General features: G+C 68.6%; 14 protein-coding genes and 2 pseudogenes. 8 read left to right on the top strand and 8 right to left on the bottom strand.

Annotated elements, in window-relative coordinates; all coding sequences use genetic code 11:
* The first annotated feature begins 258 nt into the window (after positions 1-258).
* From AB5J56_RS44520 to AB5J56_RS44510, 3 genes are all read left to right on the top strand, one after another.
* Positions 259-1,098, top strand: a complete 840-nt coding sequence (locus AB5J56_RS44520; RefSeq protein WP_369242151.1) for a helix-turn-helix transcriptional regulator — start codon at positions 259-261, stop codon at positions 1,096-1,098.
* 249 nt (positions 1,099-1,347) lie between these two features.
* Positions 1,348-1,941: a TetR/AcrR family transcriptional regulator gene (locus tag AB5J56_RS44515; RefSeq protein WP_369242149.1), complete on the top strand. Its 594-nt coding sequence runs from the start codon at positions 1,348-1,350 to the stop codon at positions 1,939-1,941.
* Between the two features lie 105 nt (positions 1,942-2,046).
* Positions 2,047-2,781, top strand: coding sequence for an NADPH-dependent F420 reductase (locus AB5J56_RS44510; RefSeq protein ID WP_369242147.1), 735 nt, complete (start codon positions 2,047-2,049; stop codon positions 2,779-2,781).
* A gap of 129 nt (positions 2,782-2,910) precedes the next feature.
* Here the strand turns inward: AB5J56_RS44510 and AB5J56_RS44505 are convergent.
* Positions 2,911-3,030 (bottom strand): annotated as a pseudogene (locus tag AB5J56_RS44505) (sensor histidine kinase); the annotation flags it as partial.
* 481 nt (positions 3,031-3,511) lie between these two features.
* Between AB5J56_RS44505 and AB5J56_RS44500 the strand changes: the two are divergent.
* Positions 3,512-4,516, top strand: a complete 1,005-nt coding sequence (locus tag AB5J56_RS44500) for a hypothetical protein (protein ID WP_369242145.1) — start codon at positions 3,512-3,514, stop codon at positions 4,514-4,516.
* 241 nt (positions 4,517-4,757) lie between these two features.
* On the opposite strand, the gene AB5J56_RS44495 is transcribed toward AB5J56_RS44500, so the two are convergent.
* From AB5J56_RS44495 to AB5J56_RS44480, 4 genes are all read right to left on the bottom strand, one after another.
* Positions 4,758-6,284, bottom strand: a complete 1,527-nt coding sequence (locus tag AB5J56_RS44495; RefSeq protein ID WP_369243159.1) for a DUF4246 domain-containing protein — start codon at positions 6,282-6,284, stop codon at positions 4,758-4,760.
* Positions 6,285-6,455: 171 nt separating this feature from the next.
* Positions 6,456-7,649: a hypothetical protein gene (locus AB5J56_RS44490; protein ID WP_369242143.1), complete on the bottom strand. Its 1,194-nt coding sequence runs from the start codon at positions 7,647-7,649 to the stop codon at positions 6,456-6,458.
* Between the two features lie 89 nt (positions 7,650-7,738).
* On the bottom strand, positions 7,739-8,023 hold the full coding sequence (locus AB5J56_RS44485; RefSeq protein ID WP_369242141.1) for a hypothetical protein: 285 nt from the start codon (positions 8,021-8,023) through the stop codon (positions 7,739-7,741).
* A gap of 53 nt (positions 8,024-8,076) precedes the next feature.
* Complete coding sequence (locus AB5J56_RS44480; protein WP_369242139.1) at positions 8,077-8,925, bottom strand: aldo/keto reductase; 849 nt, start codon at positions 8,923-8,925, stop codon at positions 8,077-8,079.
* 72 nt (positions 8,926-8,997) lie between these two features.
* On the opposite strand from AB5J56_RS44480, the gene AB5J56_RS44475 reads away from it, so the two are divergent.
* On the top strand, positions 8,998-9,663 hold the full coding sequence (locus AB5J56_RS44475; RefSeq protein ID WP_369242137.1) for a DNA-binding response regulator: 666 nt from the start codon (positions 8,998-9,000) through the stop codon (positions 9,661-9,663).
* A 215-nt stretch (positions 9,664-9,878) separates the two neighbouring features.
* Here the strand turns inward: AB5J56_RS44475 and AB5J56_RS44470 are convergent, their stop codons facing one another.
* Both AB5J56_RS44470 and AB5J56_RS44465 read right to left on the bottom strand, forming a co-directional pair.
* Positions 9,879-10,670, bottom strand: a complete 792-nt coding sequence (locus tag AB5J56_RS44470) for an alpha/beta fold hydrolase (RefSeq protein WP_369242135.1) — start codon at positions 10,668-10,670, stop codon at positions 9,879-9,881.
* Between the two features lie 172 nt (positions 10,671-10,842).
* Positions 10,843-11,886 carry a trans-acting enoyl reductase family protein gene (locus tag AB5J56_RS44465; protein ID WP_369242133.1) on the bottom strand — a complete coding sequence of 348 codons (1,044 nt, stop codon included), beginning with the start codon at positions 11,884-11,886 and terminating at the stop codon, positions 10,843-10,845.
* A 128-nt stretch (positions 11,887-12,014) separates the two neighbouring features.
* Between AB5J56_RS44465 and AB5J56_RS44460 the strand changes: the two genes are divergently transcribed.
* Both AB5J56_RS44460 and AB5J56_RS44455 read left to right on the top strand, forming a co-directional pair.
* Positions 12,015-12,950 carry a helix-turn-helix domain-containing protein gene (locus AB5J56_RS44460; protein ID WP_369242131.1) on the top strand — a complete coding sequence of 312 codons (936 nt, stop codon included), beginning with the start codon at positions 12,015-12,017 and terminating at the stop codon, positions 12,948-12,950.
* 271 nt (positions 12,951-13,221) lie between these two features.
* Positions 13,222-17,457: a PLAT/LH2 domain-containing protein gene (locus AB5J56_RS44455; protein ID WP_369242129.1), complete on the top strand. Its 4,236-nt coding sequence runs from the start codon at positions 13,222-13,224 to the stop codon at positions 17,455-17,457.
* Positions 17,458-17,790: 333 nt separating this feature from the next.
* Here the strand turns inward: AB5J56_RS44455 and AB5J56_RS44450 are convergent, their stop codons facing one another.
* The gene (locus AB5J56_RS44450; RefSeq protein ID WP_369242127.1) at positions 17,791-17,952 is read right to left on the bottom strand and encodes a hypothetical protein; all 162 of its coding nucleotides are present in this window, start codon (positions 17,950-17,952) and stop codon (positions 17,791-17,793) included.
* Positions 17,953-17,978: 26 nt separating this feature from the next.
* Here AB5J56_RS44450 and AB5J56_RS44445 point away from each other — a divergent pair.
* Positions 17,979-18,497: pseudogene (locus AB5J56_RS44445) on the top strand (sensor histidine kinase); the annotation flags it as partial.
* Between the last annotated feature and the right edge of the window lie 111 nt (positions 18,498-18,608).

Raw genomic sequence — 18,608 nt, 5'->3', positions numbered from 1 at the left:
GGGGCCGGTCCAAAGCGTCGGGCGTCGTCGACGGGGCCGTCGCCGCAGGCCGTCTTCCCCGCCGACGGCCTGCGGCGCACCGCCGAGGGCCGGCGAAGTACCCAGCGGTTCATGCAGGTCAAGTGATCCTCGGATCATCTCTCTGGGAGCAATCTCAGTGTCGGCCGTACGGGCGGCTTCGCGGTGGTGGGAGAGGAGGGCTCAGCCATGGATCGGCGGTCTCTGGATAGCCGGGCGGGATACGGCGAGGATGGAGGCATGGACAAGAAGGAACTGGCGGAATTCCTGCGCTACCGGCGTGAGACGCTGCGGCCTCGCGACGTCGGGCTGGTCGAGGGGGCGCGCAGGCGTACGCAGGGGCTGCGCCGCGAGGAGGTCGCGCAGCTCGCCGGCATGTCCACCGACTACTACGCCCGGCTGGAACAGCAACGTGCTCCGCAGCCCTCGGTCCAGATCACCACGGCTCTCGCCCGGGCGCTGCGGCTGACCCTGGACGAACGCGACCATCTCTTCGTCCTCATCGGCCACAACGCCCCGGCCCGCTTCCACCGCTCCGAGCACGTCAGCCCGACGCTGATGCGGGTCCTGGACCGTCTGGACGACTCGCCGGCCCTGGTGCAGACCGATCTGGTCGACACCCTCGCGATGAACCCCTTGGCCGTCGCGCTGCTCGGCGACCAGACCCGCCACACCGGTCTGGCCCGCAGCGCCTACTACCGCTGGTTCATGGACCCGGCCGAACGTCTGATGGTTCCCGAGGAGAGCCGCGAGCGCCACGGCCGCGCCCAGGCAGCCCGCCTGCGGGCGGCGCTCACAGCCGGCAGCGACACCCCACGAGCCGCCCGGATCCTCGCCGAACTCCAGGAGCACAGCCCTGAGTTCGTCCGCATGTGGGAACTTCAGGAGGTAGCCCGAAGCTACGACGGCTGCAAGACCATCCTCCATCCCGAACTCGGCCGCATCGACGTCGACGCCCAGGTCCTGTTCACCGAGAACCACGCCCAGACTCTGGTGGTCCTGACCACTCGCCCCGGCACGGAGAGCCACAGCAAGCTGGAACTGCTCTCCGTCGTCGGGCACCAGCAGCTCACCCCCTGATGTCCTGGCCCCGGGGGGACGGGCCAGGCTCGGCGCAGGAGGGGCCGGACAAGTGCACCGTGGAATGGTGCAGCCCGCACGGCTTGTGCCCTGCGCTCTACGGCCAGACACGGCAGCCCCCTGCGCCGTCCGGGCTGCGCAGTCGGGCCGCCCGTTTGACCGGATGCCGCCTCCGTTTTACTCTCGAATACATACGGAGGCAGCATCCGTTTTGATGCGGCCGTACGATCACGGCAGGCAGGAGGGCGTATGAGCGCCGGTGAACTGCGGGGACGCAAGCCCCGCGCGGACGTCCAGCGCAACCGCGTGGCCCTCCTGGAGACCGCGCAGCGCCACTTCCTGCAGCACGGGGTCGGCACCTCCCTCGAGGCGGTGGCCAAGGAGGCGGGCGTCGGGCCCGCCACCCTGTACCGGCACTTCCCCACCCGGGAGGCGCTGCTGGCGGCTGTGCTGCAGACGCGCTCCGAAGAACTGGTGGCCCGCCAGGCGGACATCGATCAGCTCGGCGACCCCGCCGAGGCGCTGGAACAATGGCTGCGGGCGATGGAGGAGTACTTCAGCGCCTTCAGCGGGCTGCCGGACCCGCTCATGGCCGCGGCCCGGGCGCAGGAGCCGGACAACCCGCTCACGATTCCCTGCGACATCCTCATCACCGCCACCGATCAGTACGTTCAAGCCGCGCAGCTCGCGGGGCGTGTGCGCGCGTCGGTGCGGGGGCACGACTTGTTCCTCGCGGCCTGCTCCATCGCCTGGATCAAGGGCACCGGCACCGAGGAGGATTCGCTCGACAGGCTCCGCACGCTCATCGCGAGCGGCTACCGCCAGCGGGACACCCAGGCATAAACCGCCAATCACCCCGCCCCGCCGCCGCGACGCCAGGTGGCACCACCACCCAGCCATCACATCCCGCTGCCCTCAAGGACAGCGCAACCTCCCAAAGGACAAATCATGAAAATTACCGTCATAGGCACCGGTGCCATCGGCGGAAACCTCGCTGCCAAGCTCAGCGCAGCCGGGCACGACGTCCAGGTGGCCGACGCCCGGGGCCCGGAGGCCGTCCGGGCGGAAGTACTGGAGACCGGGGCCCGCGCGGCGGAGCTCGCCGACGCCGTCCAGGGCCGGGACGTCATCGTCCTGGCCATCCCCTTCGGGGTGGCGGGAAAGCTGGCGGGACTGTTCGCCTCGGTCCCCGCCGAGACGGTGGTCGTCGACACCTCCAACTACTACCCGCACCTCAACGGGCAGATCGAAGCCGTGGACAACGGCGCGGTCGAGAGCGTGTGGAACGCCGAGCAGCTGGGACGCCCCGTGGTCAAGGCGTGGAACGCCGCCCTTGCCGAAACCCAGCGGACCCGGGGCGTCCCGGCCGGAACGCCCAACCGCATCGCCATTCCCGTCGCCGGCGACTCCGAGGAGGCGCGGCGCGTGGCCATGCGGCTCGTGGACGACACCGGCTTCGACCCCTATGACACCGGCACGCTGGCCGACTCCTGGCGCCAGCAGCCGAACAGCCCCGCTTACTGCACCGAGCTCACCCTCGACAAGCTGCCGGCGGCCCTGGCCGCGGCCGACCGCGTCAAGGACGCCCGCATCCGCGACAGCGTGCCGGAGCGCTTGGCCACCCTCCCGGCCATGGCCACCCTGGAGGACGTCGTCGAGATGAACCGTGCCGCCCACCGCTGAGCCACCTCAGGCGGCTCTCGTGCACGCAACGACACCAGGACGGCTGCGTCGGCACGCCACGAACACACAAGACGAACACAAAGAGCGCACAGTCCCCCGCGCTGCAGCCTGCAGTCTCGGCACGCCGCTGCCCGTGAGCACATCGGGCGGCGGCGCGTGATGCACGGCCATGGCGGTCGTGGCCACCGAGACCCCGCAGGCACTCAGAAACGGCGCCCGGCGCCGCCGCACCAGCGGCACCACCGTGCCGACCGCGAGCGGGACACAGGTGGATCTCCTGATGAGGAAACGAGTTCTCGGTGCGGAATGGGCACTTCGACCGGCGTTCAGCCTGCGCGCCGGACGCGTCGCGTGGCAGGCCGAGTTGTGCCGGGGAGCGCTGTTCGGAGGTGTAACAGAGCCCCCCGAGCCGGCGCATGGATCCCTTTCGTCCGGCCTGCCACACTGGCCGTATGGCACGGGAGATCTGACCGACCGAGCGGTCACCACGCCGGCACAGCGCGACGATCTCGGCCTTGAACTCCGGAGTGAACGAACGGCGAGGCCGAGACTTCTTCTTCTCCGTGCACTCCATGATGCTTTGTGGCGGGACCCCGATCCGAGTAGTTGGATTGCCACGACAATCTGCAACTCGGGCCCCTGGATATGCTGTTGGTTCTGTTTCGGGGGCGGGGGGTCAGCGGTGATAGGTGGTTATGACGCCATCCGTGAGTTGGCGGTGCCACCGCGCTTGGGAGCGGTCGCCGATCTGGCGCCGGTGCGCGATTGCGAGCGGCCAGTGTGGCTGGCGCTGGGCGAAGACGGAACCATCAGCCGTTGGGACGTAGCAACTGGTGATCACGAGGCTCTCGCGACCACAACCGTTTCGCCAGAACCCGACCACGAACCCTGGAACGATCGTCGGCTTCGCAGGCGCCTGCATGCCTCTCACGACGGCATGTTCGCCGCGGTGGTCAACGACTACGGTCGGTATGGCGAGGTGATCGACCTGCGGACCGGCGAGGTCACGCTGGCCTTGGACAGCCAGGATTATCGGGCAGACACCGTGCCGTTCTCGCTGGCGTTCGGGCAGAGCCCTGGGGGGCTCTGCGTCGTGATCCACCGCACGGACTGGAACCGGCTGGATGTGTCGGACGCGCAGACGGGGTTGCTGCTGACTGATCGGTCGCTCCCCGTATCGGCAGAGGGAGATGCCTTGCCGGAGCATCACCTCGACTACTTCCACGGCGCACTGTATGTGAGCCCTGATGGCAAGCGGATCCTGGACGACGGCTGGATTTGGCATCCGATCGGCTTCCCCTCAGTGTGGGATCTTGGCCAATGGATCGAGGGCAACGTCTGGGAGTCCGAGGACGGTGCGAGCCGGGTCGATGTGTGCGCCCGCGCGTACTACTGGGATCACGCCATGACCTGGATCGACTCCGCCCGGGTCGCCATAGAGGGAATCGGCGATGACGACAACGTCATGCGGCCCGGGGCACGGATCTTCGATACGAGTCGAACCGGTCAGAGTGGAACAGCCGTAGAACTCCTTGCGTTCGAGGGCCCGACCGGGCCCTTCTTCAGCGATGGCACTCGCCTGTTCAGTTGCGACGGCGCCGGCCTGTCGATATGGGATCCGGTCGAGGGGAAGCCGCTGGGCGCCGTTCCCGGATTCTCCCCCACACATCACCACTCGAGCGCCCGGCAGTTCTTGCAGCTCAGGAACGGCACGGTCCGCATATGGAGTGCGTGACCGGTTGTGACGCTCCGCTCGACGGGATGACGTCGGATCGCCGCGGGGTGCGCGAGTGCGACTCCGCTCGCTGACCCGGCTCCGCGATCTCACCTGCAGCACCGCCAAAATCGCCGCACTCCTGGGCCCTGGCCTGCTTCCATCTCACCACCCCGAACAGCCCGAGCACTACGACGAGTTCAACCGTGATCCCGCCGGGCTGCGGGCTCCTCGGGGAACGCGCCTTCGCACAGCAGAAGGTTCAGTGCTCGCAGAGGGAGAACTCTCGTTCGTAGAGCTGCTCGTTGTGTTCGTTGACGAAGAACTTGCGTTCCTGCATGAGTTGTTCGCGGTAGTTCTTGGCCTGTTCCAGCGTCATGGTCGAGGTGTCGGACCATGGTTGTTGCGGTGGCACATCGGATGTCGAGACGATCTGTTCCGACGGGTCGACCAGGAAGAACGCGAGAATTTTGCGATATCCCGGGCGGGTGGGGTCCGTGAGGCGGAATGAACCGACGCGGTGTTGCAGGATGTTCGGGAACGCCAGGCAGCGGCCCGCTGGGGTCGATGTCGATCCCAGCACCTGGTTCAGTGCGTCTTCGTCCTCCAGGCCGTAGACCTCACGCAGGCCGTTGTCGTCGTTCTGTTCGTAGTGCGGGTCGTCGAGTGCCGCCCGGAAACTCAGCCGGCTTTCGGTGATGTTCTCGCTGTCCCAGTAGTAGATGCCGGTCGAGACGATCCGCTCGTTCATCATCCCCTCGACATGCCAGGAACCGCCGGGGTACTCGGGCTTATCCGGGGTGAGGTGAATGGTGGCGAGCTTGACGATGACCTGGAGACGGCGGCCGCGCAGGTCGACTCGGGCGGATTCGTCGGGCAACTCGGGCGGGGTGAAGGCCGGGGCATCCGGGATGGCCGGGCGGCGGTTTTCCCACCAGTTCTCCTGGGCCTCTTCCCATGCACTGAGGGCTTCTGCGTAGGCCTCATCATCGCCGTAGGAAGATTTGTCCGGATACTCCGGCTCCGAGTCGTACCACCCATAAGGATCGGCCTGGATACGCAGGGGCCGCGGATGACGCAGATCGGTGAGCACGTTCTCCAGCAGCGGGCGCATGCGCGCGAACAAGTCGGGCAGGACGGAGGCCAGTTCGCGATGAATCTCTGGGTGGACGTTGTTGACGTACGAACTGAAGTCGACATCGCCGTCGTCACTGACGTCTACGTCCGTGGGCAGCCACTGGAACTTCTCCGAGAATTCGTACTTCGAGTAGCGGTCCGTCGGGTTCAGCCAAGCCCGGTCGGGCGCACCGCTCACCTCTCGCACCAGGCAGAACAGTGAGGGATGAACCAGATCCAGTACCTGACCGTCGGATCCGGGATGCCAGTCCTGTTCCGTTTCGGGGACCTGTTCCAGAACCTGAACCGCCTCGCGCAACCGGGATCTGAGCTTGTCGTCGACCAGTGTGTCCGACTGCCACACTCCGTCGACGGCGGACACCTCGACGCCGGTTTGCCCGTCCCGCAGCGCGGCGTAATGGAGCAGTTCGGCAAGCACGTAACGAACCTGCGCTTCGGTGAGGCCCTGGGCGACCGCTTCCTGCGTCCACCTGGCGACAATGTCGGCATCGTTCATCTTGTCGAACCACCCCGGCTTCGCCCGGATGAGTGAGCTGCACTGCATCATCTGAAGTTCCCGCAGCGTTCGGGGTGTCGCGAACGATATGGAACGGGAAGCGTGAAAAGGCAGCGGGAAAGCAGACAGGCCGGTCAATTCTCCTGGTCCTCCCAGTCGGTGTGCGTGGCGGGAAGGATACTTCAGGGGACTGACACCGCAGCCGTGGTCCCCCTCCTCCTGCGGATCAACTGCCACCAAGGCGACCGGAGTTGAGCCTTCGAACGCCGTATCCGACGTCGCCGTAGGTCTGCTCGACCCTCCACCGCTTCGGATTGGTTCGCTCCCTTACGCCACCGTGTGCGGCACCCAGACGGCTGCGTGGAAGGGGCCGTTGACACTGACCGGGTCAGCGGGCGGAAGTGCTGCGCTGCCTGCGATGACGCCGTGGCAGTTGACCTGCATCGCGGCGGAGTTGCGGCCGCCGAGGGAGGCCAGGTAGGTGAAGTCGCCGTTGTCGACGCGGGCGACGAAGGCGAAGGAGTTGGGGGCGAAGTTGTCACCGACCATGACGTTCCCGGCGATCTGCTTGACCTCGGTGACGCCACGCCCGGAGCCGATCATGGCAGTGGTGTGTGTCTTGAGGTCGAACGAGCTGGAGAGCAAGCCGTCGCCGCCCACCACAGTGCTCCCGCTGATCAGCTGTGCGGTCAGGAAGTGGGACCCCAGGTCCGTACGGATGCCGGTGCGCAGGTCGTAGGCATATCCGGTGAGGCCGTTGCCGGCCGTTCGAGACTGGCCGACCACGGTTGGACCGCTGATGTCGTTGGCTGTGCTGGAGCTTCCGCCGAGGGTGCCGAGATCGGTCATCGTCCGAGTACGCAGGTTGTACGCGAACCCGTGCTGTGTGGTGGCAGGCGTACTCGGCAGGGAGGAGCTGCCCACCACGATCGCACCGCTGACGGCCGCTGCGGTGCTGTCGCCCGACGGGCCGGCGAGGCTGCCGAGATCGGTCATGGTCTGGGTGCGCAGGCTGTACGCGAACGCATGGGTGACCGCGTCCCCGGACAGCGACGATGTCCCCACGATGGTGTCACCGTTGAGGCCGGTGATGTTGGTGCTGCTGCCGCCGAGAGTGCCGATGTCGACGAGCCGGCGAGTCCGGAGGTTGAAGACGAATCCGTGAGTCGGGCCGTCGGTGGAGAGGTCTGACTCGCCGACGATGTGGTCCCCCTCCACGCCGGTTGCCCGGCTGGAGTCCCCCAGCGTGCCGAGATCGGTCATGGTGTGTCTGCGCAGGTCGTATGCGAAGGCGTGTTCGGCCGTGTTGCCGCTCGTCAGTGAGCTCCCGACGACCGTGTTGCCGTCGATGGCGGTCGCCTTGCTGCGGGTACCGCCCAGGGTGCCGAGGTCCTGCACGGTGTACTGCGCGGACCCAGTTGCCGACTCGGCCGACGACGTGTCAGCCCCGTACGCCGGACTGGTGCCCATGGCGAGCAGGCCCGCGCCCGCCAGTATCCAGGCACGTAAACGTATGCGCATGATCCCCCCTGAAACGATCGACCGGAAAGAGCGTGGTTCGGCAGACCACTGTGCCCTCCCCAGGCACGGGCCGACCGGAGGTGCGGCCTTCACTTGTACATCAGGTCAGATCGGCCAAACAGTGGGCGGTCGGCCACAAACAAGACGTTCGTGACCAGGTCTGTGGCAGGGTCTGCCTCCGTGGTGATCGACCCGCTCACGAAGGACTCGCGATTGTCCGTGCCGGTGATGCAGGCGACGATCCGCAGGAGTGTTTTCAGTGGGGCCAGGGTGAACGCGACCTGCAAGTGCCGCAAGGCCTGCTGAAGCGGGACCGAGGAGACTTCGCCCAGGAGGGCCAGTTCCTCGGTCTTCTTCCAGGCCGTCAGCACCACGGAGGTCTGGGGTAGTTGACCCGGGTGTATTCGGGTGTAGAGGTCAGGTGATGTCAGGCCAGGTAGGCAAGATCGTCGTCGGTGAGAGTGATCGTGGCGGCGGCCACATTGGCCTCCAGATGAGACAGGGACCCCGTGCCCGGGATGGCCAGGGATACCGGCGATGAGGCCAGCAGCCATGCCAGGCCGATCTGGGGGACGGTGGCGCCGTGCCGGGCCGCGACCTTGGCCAGACGCTCGTCGTCGAGGTCCCGGCCGCCGCCTACCGGGAAGAAGGGCACGAAAGCGATCCCGGACTCGTGGCAGGCGGCCAGGAGGTCCGCGTCACCACGCCGGGCGGCGTGGAACTGGTTCTGCACGGCCGCGACGGGTGCGATGGCGCGAGCCTCCGCGAGATGACCGGTGTCGACGTTGCTGAGGCCGAGATGCCGGATCAGGCCCTCTTCGCGCAGCGCGGCCAGCGCCTCGAAGCGTGCGGCGAGGGACTCACCGTGCGGGATTTCCATGACCCCGATACGCAGGTAGACCAGGTCGAGACGGTCCAGCCCCAGGCTTTCGAGGTTGGACTCGACCAGGCCGCGCATATCGGCGGCGGTGCCGTGAGAAACACCGCCCTGGCGGAAGATGGGGCCCACCTTGGTGGCGATCACCAGGTTGGAAGGGTAAGGGTGCAGGGCCTCACGGATCAGGCTGTTCGCGCGCACTGACCCGTCGTCGCTGACGTAGAAGTCGGCGGTGTCGATGTGGTCCACGCCGAGTTCCACGGCGCGGCGCAGCACGGTCCGGCCGGCGTCGGGGTCGCGGGCGGGGCCGCCTATGCCGTCCTTGGACGGCAGTCGCATGGCGCCGAAGCCGATCCTGTTGACGTCGAGGTCGCCGCCGAGGCGGAATCTGTTGCTCATGACCCCAGCCTGCAAGGCCAGACACCAGCCGACGAGCCTGTGGCACTTTGCTGCCACAGGCACAATGGACGCATGTCACAGGTCATGATGCTTCGCGGTGATGTTGAACTCTGGGCGCGGATCAAGCCTTTGGCGGAGGCGGACGTCGCGGAATGGGTCAACGTCGGCCGCGACCTCGACACTTGGCCGGGCGCCCGTGAGGCCGCCCGCCAAACGATGCGTCGTGACGGGGCAGGCAGGGCCCGCAAGCTGTACAGCCCCGCCGTGCTCACCGACGAGCGCGACCGGGATGTCCTGCAGGAGATGGTCGCCCACGGCATGCGGGTGCGGATCACCACCACCCCGTTGTCCCAGGGGACCATGTTCATCGACCGACGAACCATGATCCTCACCAGCCCCCTGACGCCCGCCCCGGCCGTCCGGAGCCCTCGCGCGTACACCGTGAGTGCCGCGCCGGCCCTGGTCGACGGGGCATACGCGCTGTTCGAAGCAGCGTGGGAGAACGCCACCGACCTCCAGACCTTCCTCAGTGAGGAACGTCCCCTGATCGACGCCCAGTCCGGCAGCGTCCTGCGCACCCTGACCTCCGGCGTCACCGATGAGGCAGCCGCAAGAGAACTCGGCATCTCCCTGCGCACCTACCGCCGCCGGGTCGCCGAACTGCTCGTGACCCTCAACGCGAGTTCCCGCTTCCAGGCCGGAGTCCGTGCTGGCCAGATGGGTCTGACCCGCGGGTGAGCAACGAGGCTGCGGCGGAAGCGGGCTGATCTTGCGAGGCGCCGCACGAGGAGCATGGCCGTGGTGAGGTGGATGGCGTTCCCCGAACACACGCGCAGGTACTCGTAGTCCTTCGATATGCGGCGGCACCGTCCAAGCCAGCCGTCGCCGGACTTGGCCTGGGCGCGTGCCCGGCCGCTCAGCGGTCGGCGCGGCGGACCGGTCATCACGGTGGTTCAGATGCCCGCGAGGAACTCCCGGACCGCGGTGGCGAAGCCCTCGGGGTCGGCCAGTTGGACGAAGTGGTCGGTGTCCAACCCGCGGTAGACCGTGCCGGGGCGCCTGGAGCACATGGCATGGGCCTGTTCGGCGGGCAGGACCTGGCTGCGCAGCCCATGGATGAGGAGCGCGGGGCAGTCGGTGGCGAGCCACTGCTTCCAGTGGTCACCGTGGACAAGGTTCTCGGAGTCGACGGTGTCCTGCGGGTGGAAGGGCAGCCGCCAGCCGGCGCCGCCGGGCAGCGGGCGCAGCACGGGGCCGAGAACGGCGGCGAGGGGGCCGCAGGCGGCGGCCAGTTCCTCGCGGGTGGCAGCGGTGTAGGGGAAGTTGAGCACGAAGGCGAGGGGGCTGGTGCCGTGGTCGGGGAGGTCGACGGCGGTGTCGATATTGATCAGGGCCTCGACCAGTTCAGGGCGTTCGGAGGCCAGGTGGTAGGCGTTGATCGCTCCGAGGGAGTGGCCGAGGAAGACCGCCCGGTCGATGCCGAGGTGGTCGAGGAGGGCGAGGAGGTCGGCGAGATAGCCGATGCGGGTGTATTCGCGGGCGCGCTGGGAGTCGCCGTGGCCGCGCTGGTCAGGGGCGATCACGCGCCACTCAGGGCCGAGGGCGGCGGCCAGGGCGGCGAAGGACGCGCCTTCGGAGAGATGGCCGTGCAGTGCTACGAGCGGGCGGCCGTTGCCGCCGTAGTCCAGGTAGGACAGGGTGCGACCGTCGAAGGTCATGGTGGCACGGGTGGGCAGGGCGTTCATCGCGGTGATATTCCCTCGGTTCGAGGTGCGGGGTAGCGGGTCCTTGCCGAGGTCGACGTCTGAGGCGCTTGTTCTATGCAACCGAACAGCTGACTTGGAGGGACTGAGCCCTGGGGCCGTGGCGCGCTCGGCGCGCTGGAAGCAGACGACAGCCTCGTGGGTGGGGGTGGGGTCAGGCGATCTGCTTGTGTGGGTGCAGGTCGAGGGTGATGTGCGGGGCGAGCGCGTGCAGGAAGTCCGGGGCGTCGAAGATCTCCCCGGCGGAGGCGACGCCGGTGGTCTTGGTGCGGCCGGTCAGGACCCGCTCGAGGGCCTCGGCGACCAGGGGCGCGGTGACCGCGTAAATGTCCTGGCCGCCGGCCGTGGCCCGGCGTTCGGCTCCCCCCGAGCGCACGACGACGTCGACGAGGAAGGTCTGGTCCGAGCGCCCGCTCTTGTCGGCGGCGGTCGGGGCCGGTGTGTCGGGGGTGGCGATGTCGCGGACGGCCTCGGCGGTCATGTAGGTGGTCACTTCGGGGATGGGCAGGTGCTGGGGGACGGTGACGACGTCCGCCATCGTGAACTCCCCGATCACCTGCCGGGGCCCGATCGGGTCCGGGAAGGTCCACTCCAGGGTGGGTGCCTGGTCGGTGCGGCGCTCCCACTGTCCGCCGCTGTAGCGCAGGCGGTGGTCGCCGCGCCGCTCGCGGGAGACCGCGCCCGACAGCCGGGTACCGGCGGTGGGGTGCCAGCTGCTGAGCGCGTAGGCGATGTGAGCCTCGTCGGCTTCGGTCCAGTCGCCCATCGCCGCGGTGGCCAGCAGGTCGCCGAGACCGCCGAAGAAGGCCATGGCCGGGACGATCACCGCTCCCGCGTCCCGGGCCCGCTCGCGGTAGTGGGCGAAGGTATCGAGATTTGCCTCGAGTTCGGCGGCCACGTCCAGGTACGGGATCCCCGCGCGCAGCGCGGCCTCGATGACGGGGCCGGTGGTCGAGGCGAAGGGTCCGGCGCAGTTGATGACCGCCGCCGTTCCCGCCAGAGCCCGGTCCAGCGAAGCCGGGTCCCCGACCGACGCCACCCGGGCCTCCAGCCCTTGCTCGCCGGCCAGCTCCTCCAGAGCCTGCGCGTTGCGCCCCGACGGCACCGGGACGAACCCGCGCGCGGCCAGCTCTGCGACCACGAACCGCCCCGTGTGACCGTACGCGCCGAAAACCGCCACCAGCTGACCTGACCCCATGAGACCGCTCCCCCACACTCGGACGCCCGCTGCGATGTTGATCCGCTGCGGCCTGACACCCCCATCCTGTCCTCGCGGCAGCACCCCGCACGAGCGTCGGAAACGACATGCCACGTACAGTTTCGGACATGCCCACTGTCGCGCTGGCCGTCACCGATGGCATGCTCCACTACGAACTGTCCGTGGCCGTCGAGATCTTCGGGTCCGACCTGACCCACATCGTGGACCCCTGGTACGACTTCTCCCTCTGCGGGAACGCCCCGGTGCGCGTCGACCGGTTCCGCCTTGAACCCGACCATGGACTCGACCACCTCACGCACGCCGACACGGTGATCGTCCCCGGCTGGGCCGACACGGACCGCGAACCGCCCCCCGAACTGGTCGAGGCGGTGCGCGCCGCCCACGCGGCCGGTGCCCGCGTGGCCTCACTGTGCACGGGCGCCTTCGTCCTGGGCGCGGCAGGACTGCTCGACGGCCGGCGCGCCACCACACACTGGGCGCACACGCGGGAATTGGCCCGGCGCCACCCAGCGGCCACCGTCGATCCGGACGTCCTCTACGTCGACAACGGCGACGTCCTCACCTCCGCGGGCAAGGCCGCCGCCATGGACCTGTGCCTGCACCTCGTCCGCCTCGACCACGGCTCGGCCAACGCCAACAAGATCGCCCGACGTCTGGTCATCCCACCCCACCGCGACGGCGGCCAGGCCCAGTTCATCGCCACCCCTCTCCCCGCCCCCGGCAACCACCCCCTGAGCGAACTCTTCCCGTGGGCGCTGGAGCGACTGGACCAACCGCTCAGCGTGGAGGACCTGGCCCGCCAAGCCCGCATGAGCTCACGCCACCTCGGCCGGCACTTCAAACACCTCACCGGCACCACGCCGCTGCAGTGGCTCCACACCCAGCGCATCCGCCATGCCCAGGAACTGCTGGAGACCACCAACGCCACCGTGGACACCATCGCCGTGGCCACCGGTATGGGCACCGCCACCACCCTGCGCCGCCACTTCCACCGCAGCGTCGGGGTCCCACCCGACACCTATCGCCGCACCTTCCGCCCCTGAGAGGGCGCTTCCCAGCACCACCCCTACGCCACCGGCACCTCGCCAACCGCGCAGCCCGGCCGCCTCACGGGCCGGCCTACCACCGCGAGCCTCCGCAGCCGGAGCCCAAGCACTCCGATTCTTCCGCCACTGGAAAACGTAGGCGCCGACGAAAGGGGGAGTCTGCGGGGGTGAAATTGGGTACGGGGATATTCGCGCCGTTTGCCCCGGGCTGCGACACGCTCTCGCTGCCAAGGGAACGGTGACAAGCCCGACTGAGTAGGAGATGTGCATGCGGGAAGAGCCGAACGACGAAGCGGCAAGTATCGCCGCCAACTCCACCGCTGCCTCCCCGCCCCTCGCCGACGCCTATGCCGAAAAGGCCAGGGCCGCGTTCGACGCCTCGCGTTTTGACGAATCCCTCACGGCGGTCCGCGATGTCATCACCGCCGTCACTGCCGCGGGCCCCGCTGTCACCACCGACTACCTCTACCCCTATGGCGACACGTGGCTGGCAGCCGCGGCGGCGGCCCATCCCCACGACGTACCCCACCAACTGGCGGCCGCTCGCAACGCCTGGGAAATCTATCTGTTCCTGTCCGGGCTGACGGACATCACCGACATCCAGCGCGCCCGGCTGGCGCCCCAGATCCAGTACACCGCCGGATACCTCGCCTTCGGATCCCCCACCTCCGACCTCGCCGTCACCGCGTTCACCCTGGCCCGCACCCTCTACACAGGCCTCACCGACGGCGACCACCGCCTGGACATCGCCGCCTCCTGGAACAGCCAGGCCCTCCACCACCACCTCATCTCCTTCCATCCCGCCAACCTCGATCCGCCTGCCGAACAGGCCAGACAACGCGCGGCCGCCGCGCAAGCCGCCGCCATCATCTTCCCCATCGCCGAAACTCTCCCCAATCCCGCCGTCACCCTCCCGGACCTGCAACGGATGGCCGACATGCTCGGCCGGCTCATCGGGCTGCTCACTTTCGGCAGTCCCGACTCCGCGCCCAGCGACCAGGCCGCCGCCCACATCGCACGGGTCTACGGCGCGATGGCCGATCACGACCACCGACTCGACCTCGGTGACTGCCTGACCAGCCTGGCGCTGCGCCACCACGAGACGTCCTTCCACCCCGCCTGCCCTGACCGGCCCGCCGAGCAGAGCAAACAGCGTGCAGCGGCCACCGAGGCGGCCGTCCTGGTCTTCCCGATCGCCGAAGCCCTTCCCGACCCTGCCGTCACGCTGGCCGATCGCCAGCGGCTGGCCGGTGTCCTCGACCGCCTGGTGGGGCTACTCACTTTCGGCGGCCCCGACTCAGCGCCCAGCGAGCAGGCCGCCGGCCTCGCCCGGCGGGCCTACCAAGCGATGGCCGATCACGACCACCGGCTCGACCTCGCAGCCTCCTGGACCAGCCTGGCGCTGCGCCACCACGAGACGTCGTTCCATCCCGCATGCGCCGATCCGGCCGCCGAACAACGCCTGCAACGGCAAGCCGCCACCCAGGCCGCGGACTTGCTGTTCGCGATGGCCGAACCGCCTGCGACCAGTGCGCTGAGCGGCCCGGACCTCACCCGCGCGGCCGGCCTCCTCGACCGGCTGACCGGGCTGCTCGCCTTCGGCGCCCCCGAACCGGAACTCCCGCACGCCCAAGCCCTCGCCCAGCACGCCGCCACCCTGCGCGACCAGATCCGCGAGCTGGTGAAGGACATCGTCAACAACGTCGCCGCGGCGGAGGTGGCTCTCGCCAGGCAGGAGGAGTTGGCTGGGATCCGGCCGACCGGATCCACCGATCCTGTCGACTACGAACGGCTCGCCGGCTTCACCCCCAACGAGTTCTGGGCTCCTCCGCATCTGGTCACCTCGCTGCAGAATCTGGCGTATGCATATCAGCACGCCGGGCGCACGCACGACGGTGTGACAGCTATGGCGCGCCGGGTGCTGGCCTACCGGCGCATGGTCGAAGCCGACTCGGCCGCCTACCGGCCCCAGCTCAGCGCGGCACTGGCCGACCACAGCCAGTTCCTCCAGATCGCCGGAACCTACACCGAAGCAATCGCGCCCGGGGAAGAGGCGGTGATCATCAATGAGGAACTGGCCGGGATCCGCCCCGCCGGGAACACCGATCCGGTCAACTACAGCCAGCTCGCCGGCTTCGCCCCGAACCAGTACTGGACCTCCCCCTACCTCGTCCACGGTCTGTGGAACCTCGCCTACGCATACCAGCGCGCCAACCTGCCACTGGACGCCCTGGCGATCATGGGCAACCGGGTCGGAGCCTATGAGCGGGTCGTCGCCGAGGACGTCACTCAGCACCAGGCCGAGCTGACAGCCGCGCAGGAAGACGAAAAGGTCTTCTGGCGCACCGCGGGCATGCCGCCCGGACCGCCCGCCGACGTCCTCCCGCCCGACCCGCCGCACTACACGGTGACCGGCCCGGTGGCCGCACTGTCACGGAACTCCAACCAACTGGACATCTTCGCGGTCGGCCCTGACGGCGGCGTACACAGCGCCTGGTGGAACGGCAACCCATGGCGCGACTGGTTCCGCATCGGCACCCGCGAGTTCGGGCCGCAGACCCCGATCGCGACGCTGTCGCGCAACTCCGATCAGATGGACATCTTCGCGGTCGGCCTGGATGGCGGCGTCTACAGCGCCTGGTGGAACGGCAACCCATGGCGCGACTGGTCCCGCATCGGCACGCGCGAGTTCTCCCAGAACACGCCGATCTCGACGCTGTCGCGCAATCCGAACCAGATGGACCTGTTCGCCGTGGGCCCTGACGGCGGCGTCTACAACGCCTGGTGGAACGGCAACCCATGGCGCGACTGGTCCCGCATCGGCACGGCGGTCTTCGCACAGGGAACACCGATCGCCGTGCTGTCGCGCAACCCGAACCAGATGGACCTGTTCGCCGTGGGCCAGGACGGCGGCGTCTGGAGCACCTGGTGGGACGGCCAGTGGCATGACTGGTTCCGCATCGGCGCGGAAGTCTTCGCCCAGAACACACCCATCGCCGCGTTGTCCCGTAACCCGGATCAGATGGACATCTTCGCCGTCGGCCTCGACGGCGGGGTCCACAGCGCCTGGTGGAACGGCAACCCGTGGCGCGACTGGTTCCGCATCGGCGGAGAGGTCCTCGCCCAGAACACACCCATCGCCGCGTTGTCCCGTAACCCGGATCAGATGGACATCTTCGCCGTCGGCCTCGACGGCGGCGTGCACAGCGCCTGGTGGAACGGCAACCCGTGGCGCGACTGGTTCCGGCTCGGCACCGGCGAGTTCGGTCAGCTCATCCCGATCGCGGCGCTGGCCCGCGACGCCGACCACATGGACCTGTTCGCGGTGGGGCGTGACGGCCGGGTGGATACAGCGACCTGGAACGGAAACCCCTGGCGCGGCTGGTTCCCCATCGCGATCGTGCGGCCGCGCCCCTTCTACATCGTCGGACACAACCCCAACACCCTCGGCGACGCCCGGTCCGCCCTCGAGGCCGGCGCGAACGCGCTGGAGCCGGATGTGCAGACGTACGCCGACAGCCCGCTGCTGTGCATCAGCCACGGTTCGGGAGACGGCGACTCACCGACGCTGGTCGACTATCTGACGGGACTGCACGAACTGGCCGTGGAGTTTCCTCAGCTGGCCCTGGTGGTCTTCGACTGCAAGCAGCCCGTCACCTCACCCGAGCACGGCCTGGAGCTGCTGACCGCGATCCGCGAACATCTGACCTACGACAACAACATCAACGTCATCATCTCCATCGCGTCCCGCGACGAGCACCAGGACGCTTTCTTCGACCTGATCGTCAGCCGGCTCGGGCCCCGCGAAGGGCTGATGATCGACTACGAGAACGACCCCGGAGCCGTCTCGAACTACTTCACCAGCCGCGGCGTCGCCAACCAGGGATACGGCAACGGCATCACCTTCCTGAACCGCCTGATCGGCCCGTACTACCGGTACACACTCGAGGCCGCCTGCGGCATCCGCGCCCAGGCCGGACGGCCGAGATTCATCTACGTGTGGACGGTCAACACCGACGACGCCATGCGCGAATACATCCGGATCGGCGTCGACGGCATCATCACCGACGACCTGGACGACCTTCGGCGGATCATCGGCGAGTCCGAGTCTTCGGCACTGGTCCGTCTCGCCACCCGCGACGACAACCCGTTCCGGCCCGACAACCGCGCCTACGGGCTCACGATCCACACCTCCGACAAGTGGATGGCCGGCACGGACGCCAACGTCACCTTCACCCTCACCGGCACCCTCGGCACCGTGAGCAAGACCGTCAACACCAAACTCATCAAACGGATGGAGAGCGACCGCTGGAACTACGTCACCATCCCCAGTGACGATCTCGGCCGTCTGACCTCCGTCAGCGTCCAGCGCGACGATGAGGGCAACGCCCCCGACTGGCACCTCGACCGCATCATCGTCGCCAGTGCCCGCTACGGCACCCGCGCCGAGGCCGTCTTCGACTGTTGGATCGACACCACGTCGTCCTACAGCGTCGATCTGTAAGAGCTCGTTGACAGTCTTGCGGGGTCCCCGGTGAAAGTCCGCAAGTTGTCGACGCCGAGTTCGCGTCGGCCCAAGGGTGACGGCAGCCGGGTCCGCGCGGTCGCCGTGGCGTCACCCTTGAAGCGGCCGCCCTTCGGCACCGTCGCGCATACACAGTCGTCCCGCCGTGCAGGCCGTGCCGCTGCCAGGAGGCACGAAGACCGGCACGGCGCCGTCGGGCTGTGGTGGTCGGGGCCACCCTTCCTGGCCACCACCAAGTGCCGGGTCAGGGGCGAGGATTAACCGGTGGCTGACTGCACGAGAGGCGCCGGCTGGGTGGTCGGCCGTAGCGCCTCAGGCACGGTCGGCCACGTCATGGCCCGTGACCGCGCGGGCGTAGGCGCGCAGGGCGGTGATCACCTCGGTGCGGGTGCGGCGGCCGACGAGGACCTCCATCTGATAGCCGTCCTCCATGGCGACGAAGCTGGCGGCGAGCAGGCGCGGCGGATCCTGCAAGGTGAAGTGCCCCTGCGCCTGCCCAGCTGCGCGAGGAGGCCGCCCGCATCGCGGAACGGTCCCGTATCGCCGCCGAGCTGCACGACGTCCTGGCCCACCGCCTGAGCCTGATCGCCCTGCACACCGGTGTCCTGGCCACCAAGAGCGACACACTGCCCTCCCCGGTCGCCGAACGTCTCGGTCTGCTGCGTACGACGTCCGTCGAAGCCCTCACCGATCTGCGCGATGTTCTCGGTGTGCTGCGCGATCCCGCCGCCACGCCGCCCAGCACCGCACTCACTCCGGTCATGCGAGATGTGCGGGAACTCGCCGACGAAGCCCGCGCCGCCGGCCAGCACATCGAACTGATCACCGAGGGGCGTGCCGAGCAGGCTCCCACCACCCACCGCCTGGCCGTGTACCGCATCGTCCAGGAAGCACTGACCAACGCGCGCAAGCACGCCGACGGCGCTCCGGTGACCGTACGCATCGACTACCGGCCGCCCGCCACCCTCATCGAGGTCACCAACCCCCCGGGCACTCCCCGAACAGACACCGTCGGCAGCGGCTACGGGCTCGTCGGACTGCGCGAACGCGTCACCACGCTCGGCGGCCGGCTCACCGCCGGACCCGCCTGCGCGGGCGCCTGGCGACTGGCGACTGGCGACTGGCGACTG

Source organism: Streptomyces sp. R21 (assembly GCF_041051975.1).
Lineage (GTDB): Bacteria > Actinomycetota > Actinomycetes > Streptomycetales > Streptomycetaceae > Streptomyces.
The sequence above is the reverse complement of the archived record's forward strand: the minus strand, read 5'-3'. Positions and strand labels throughout refer to the sequence as shown.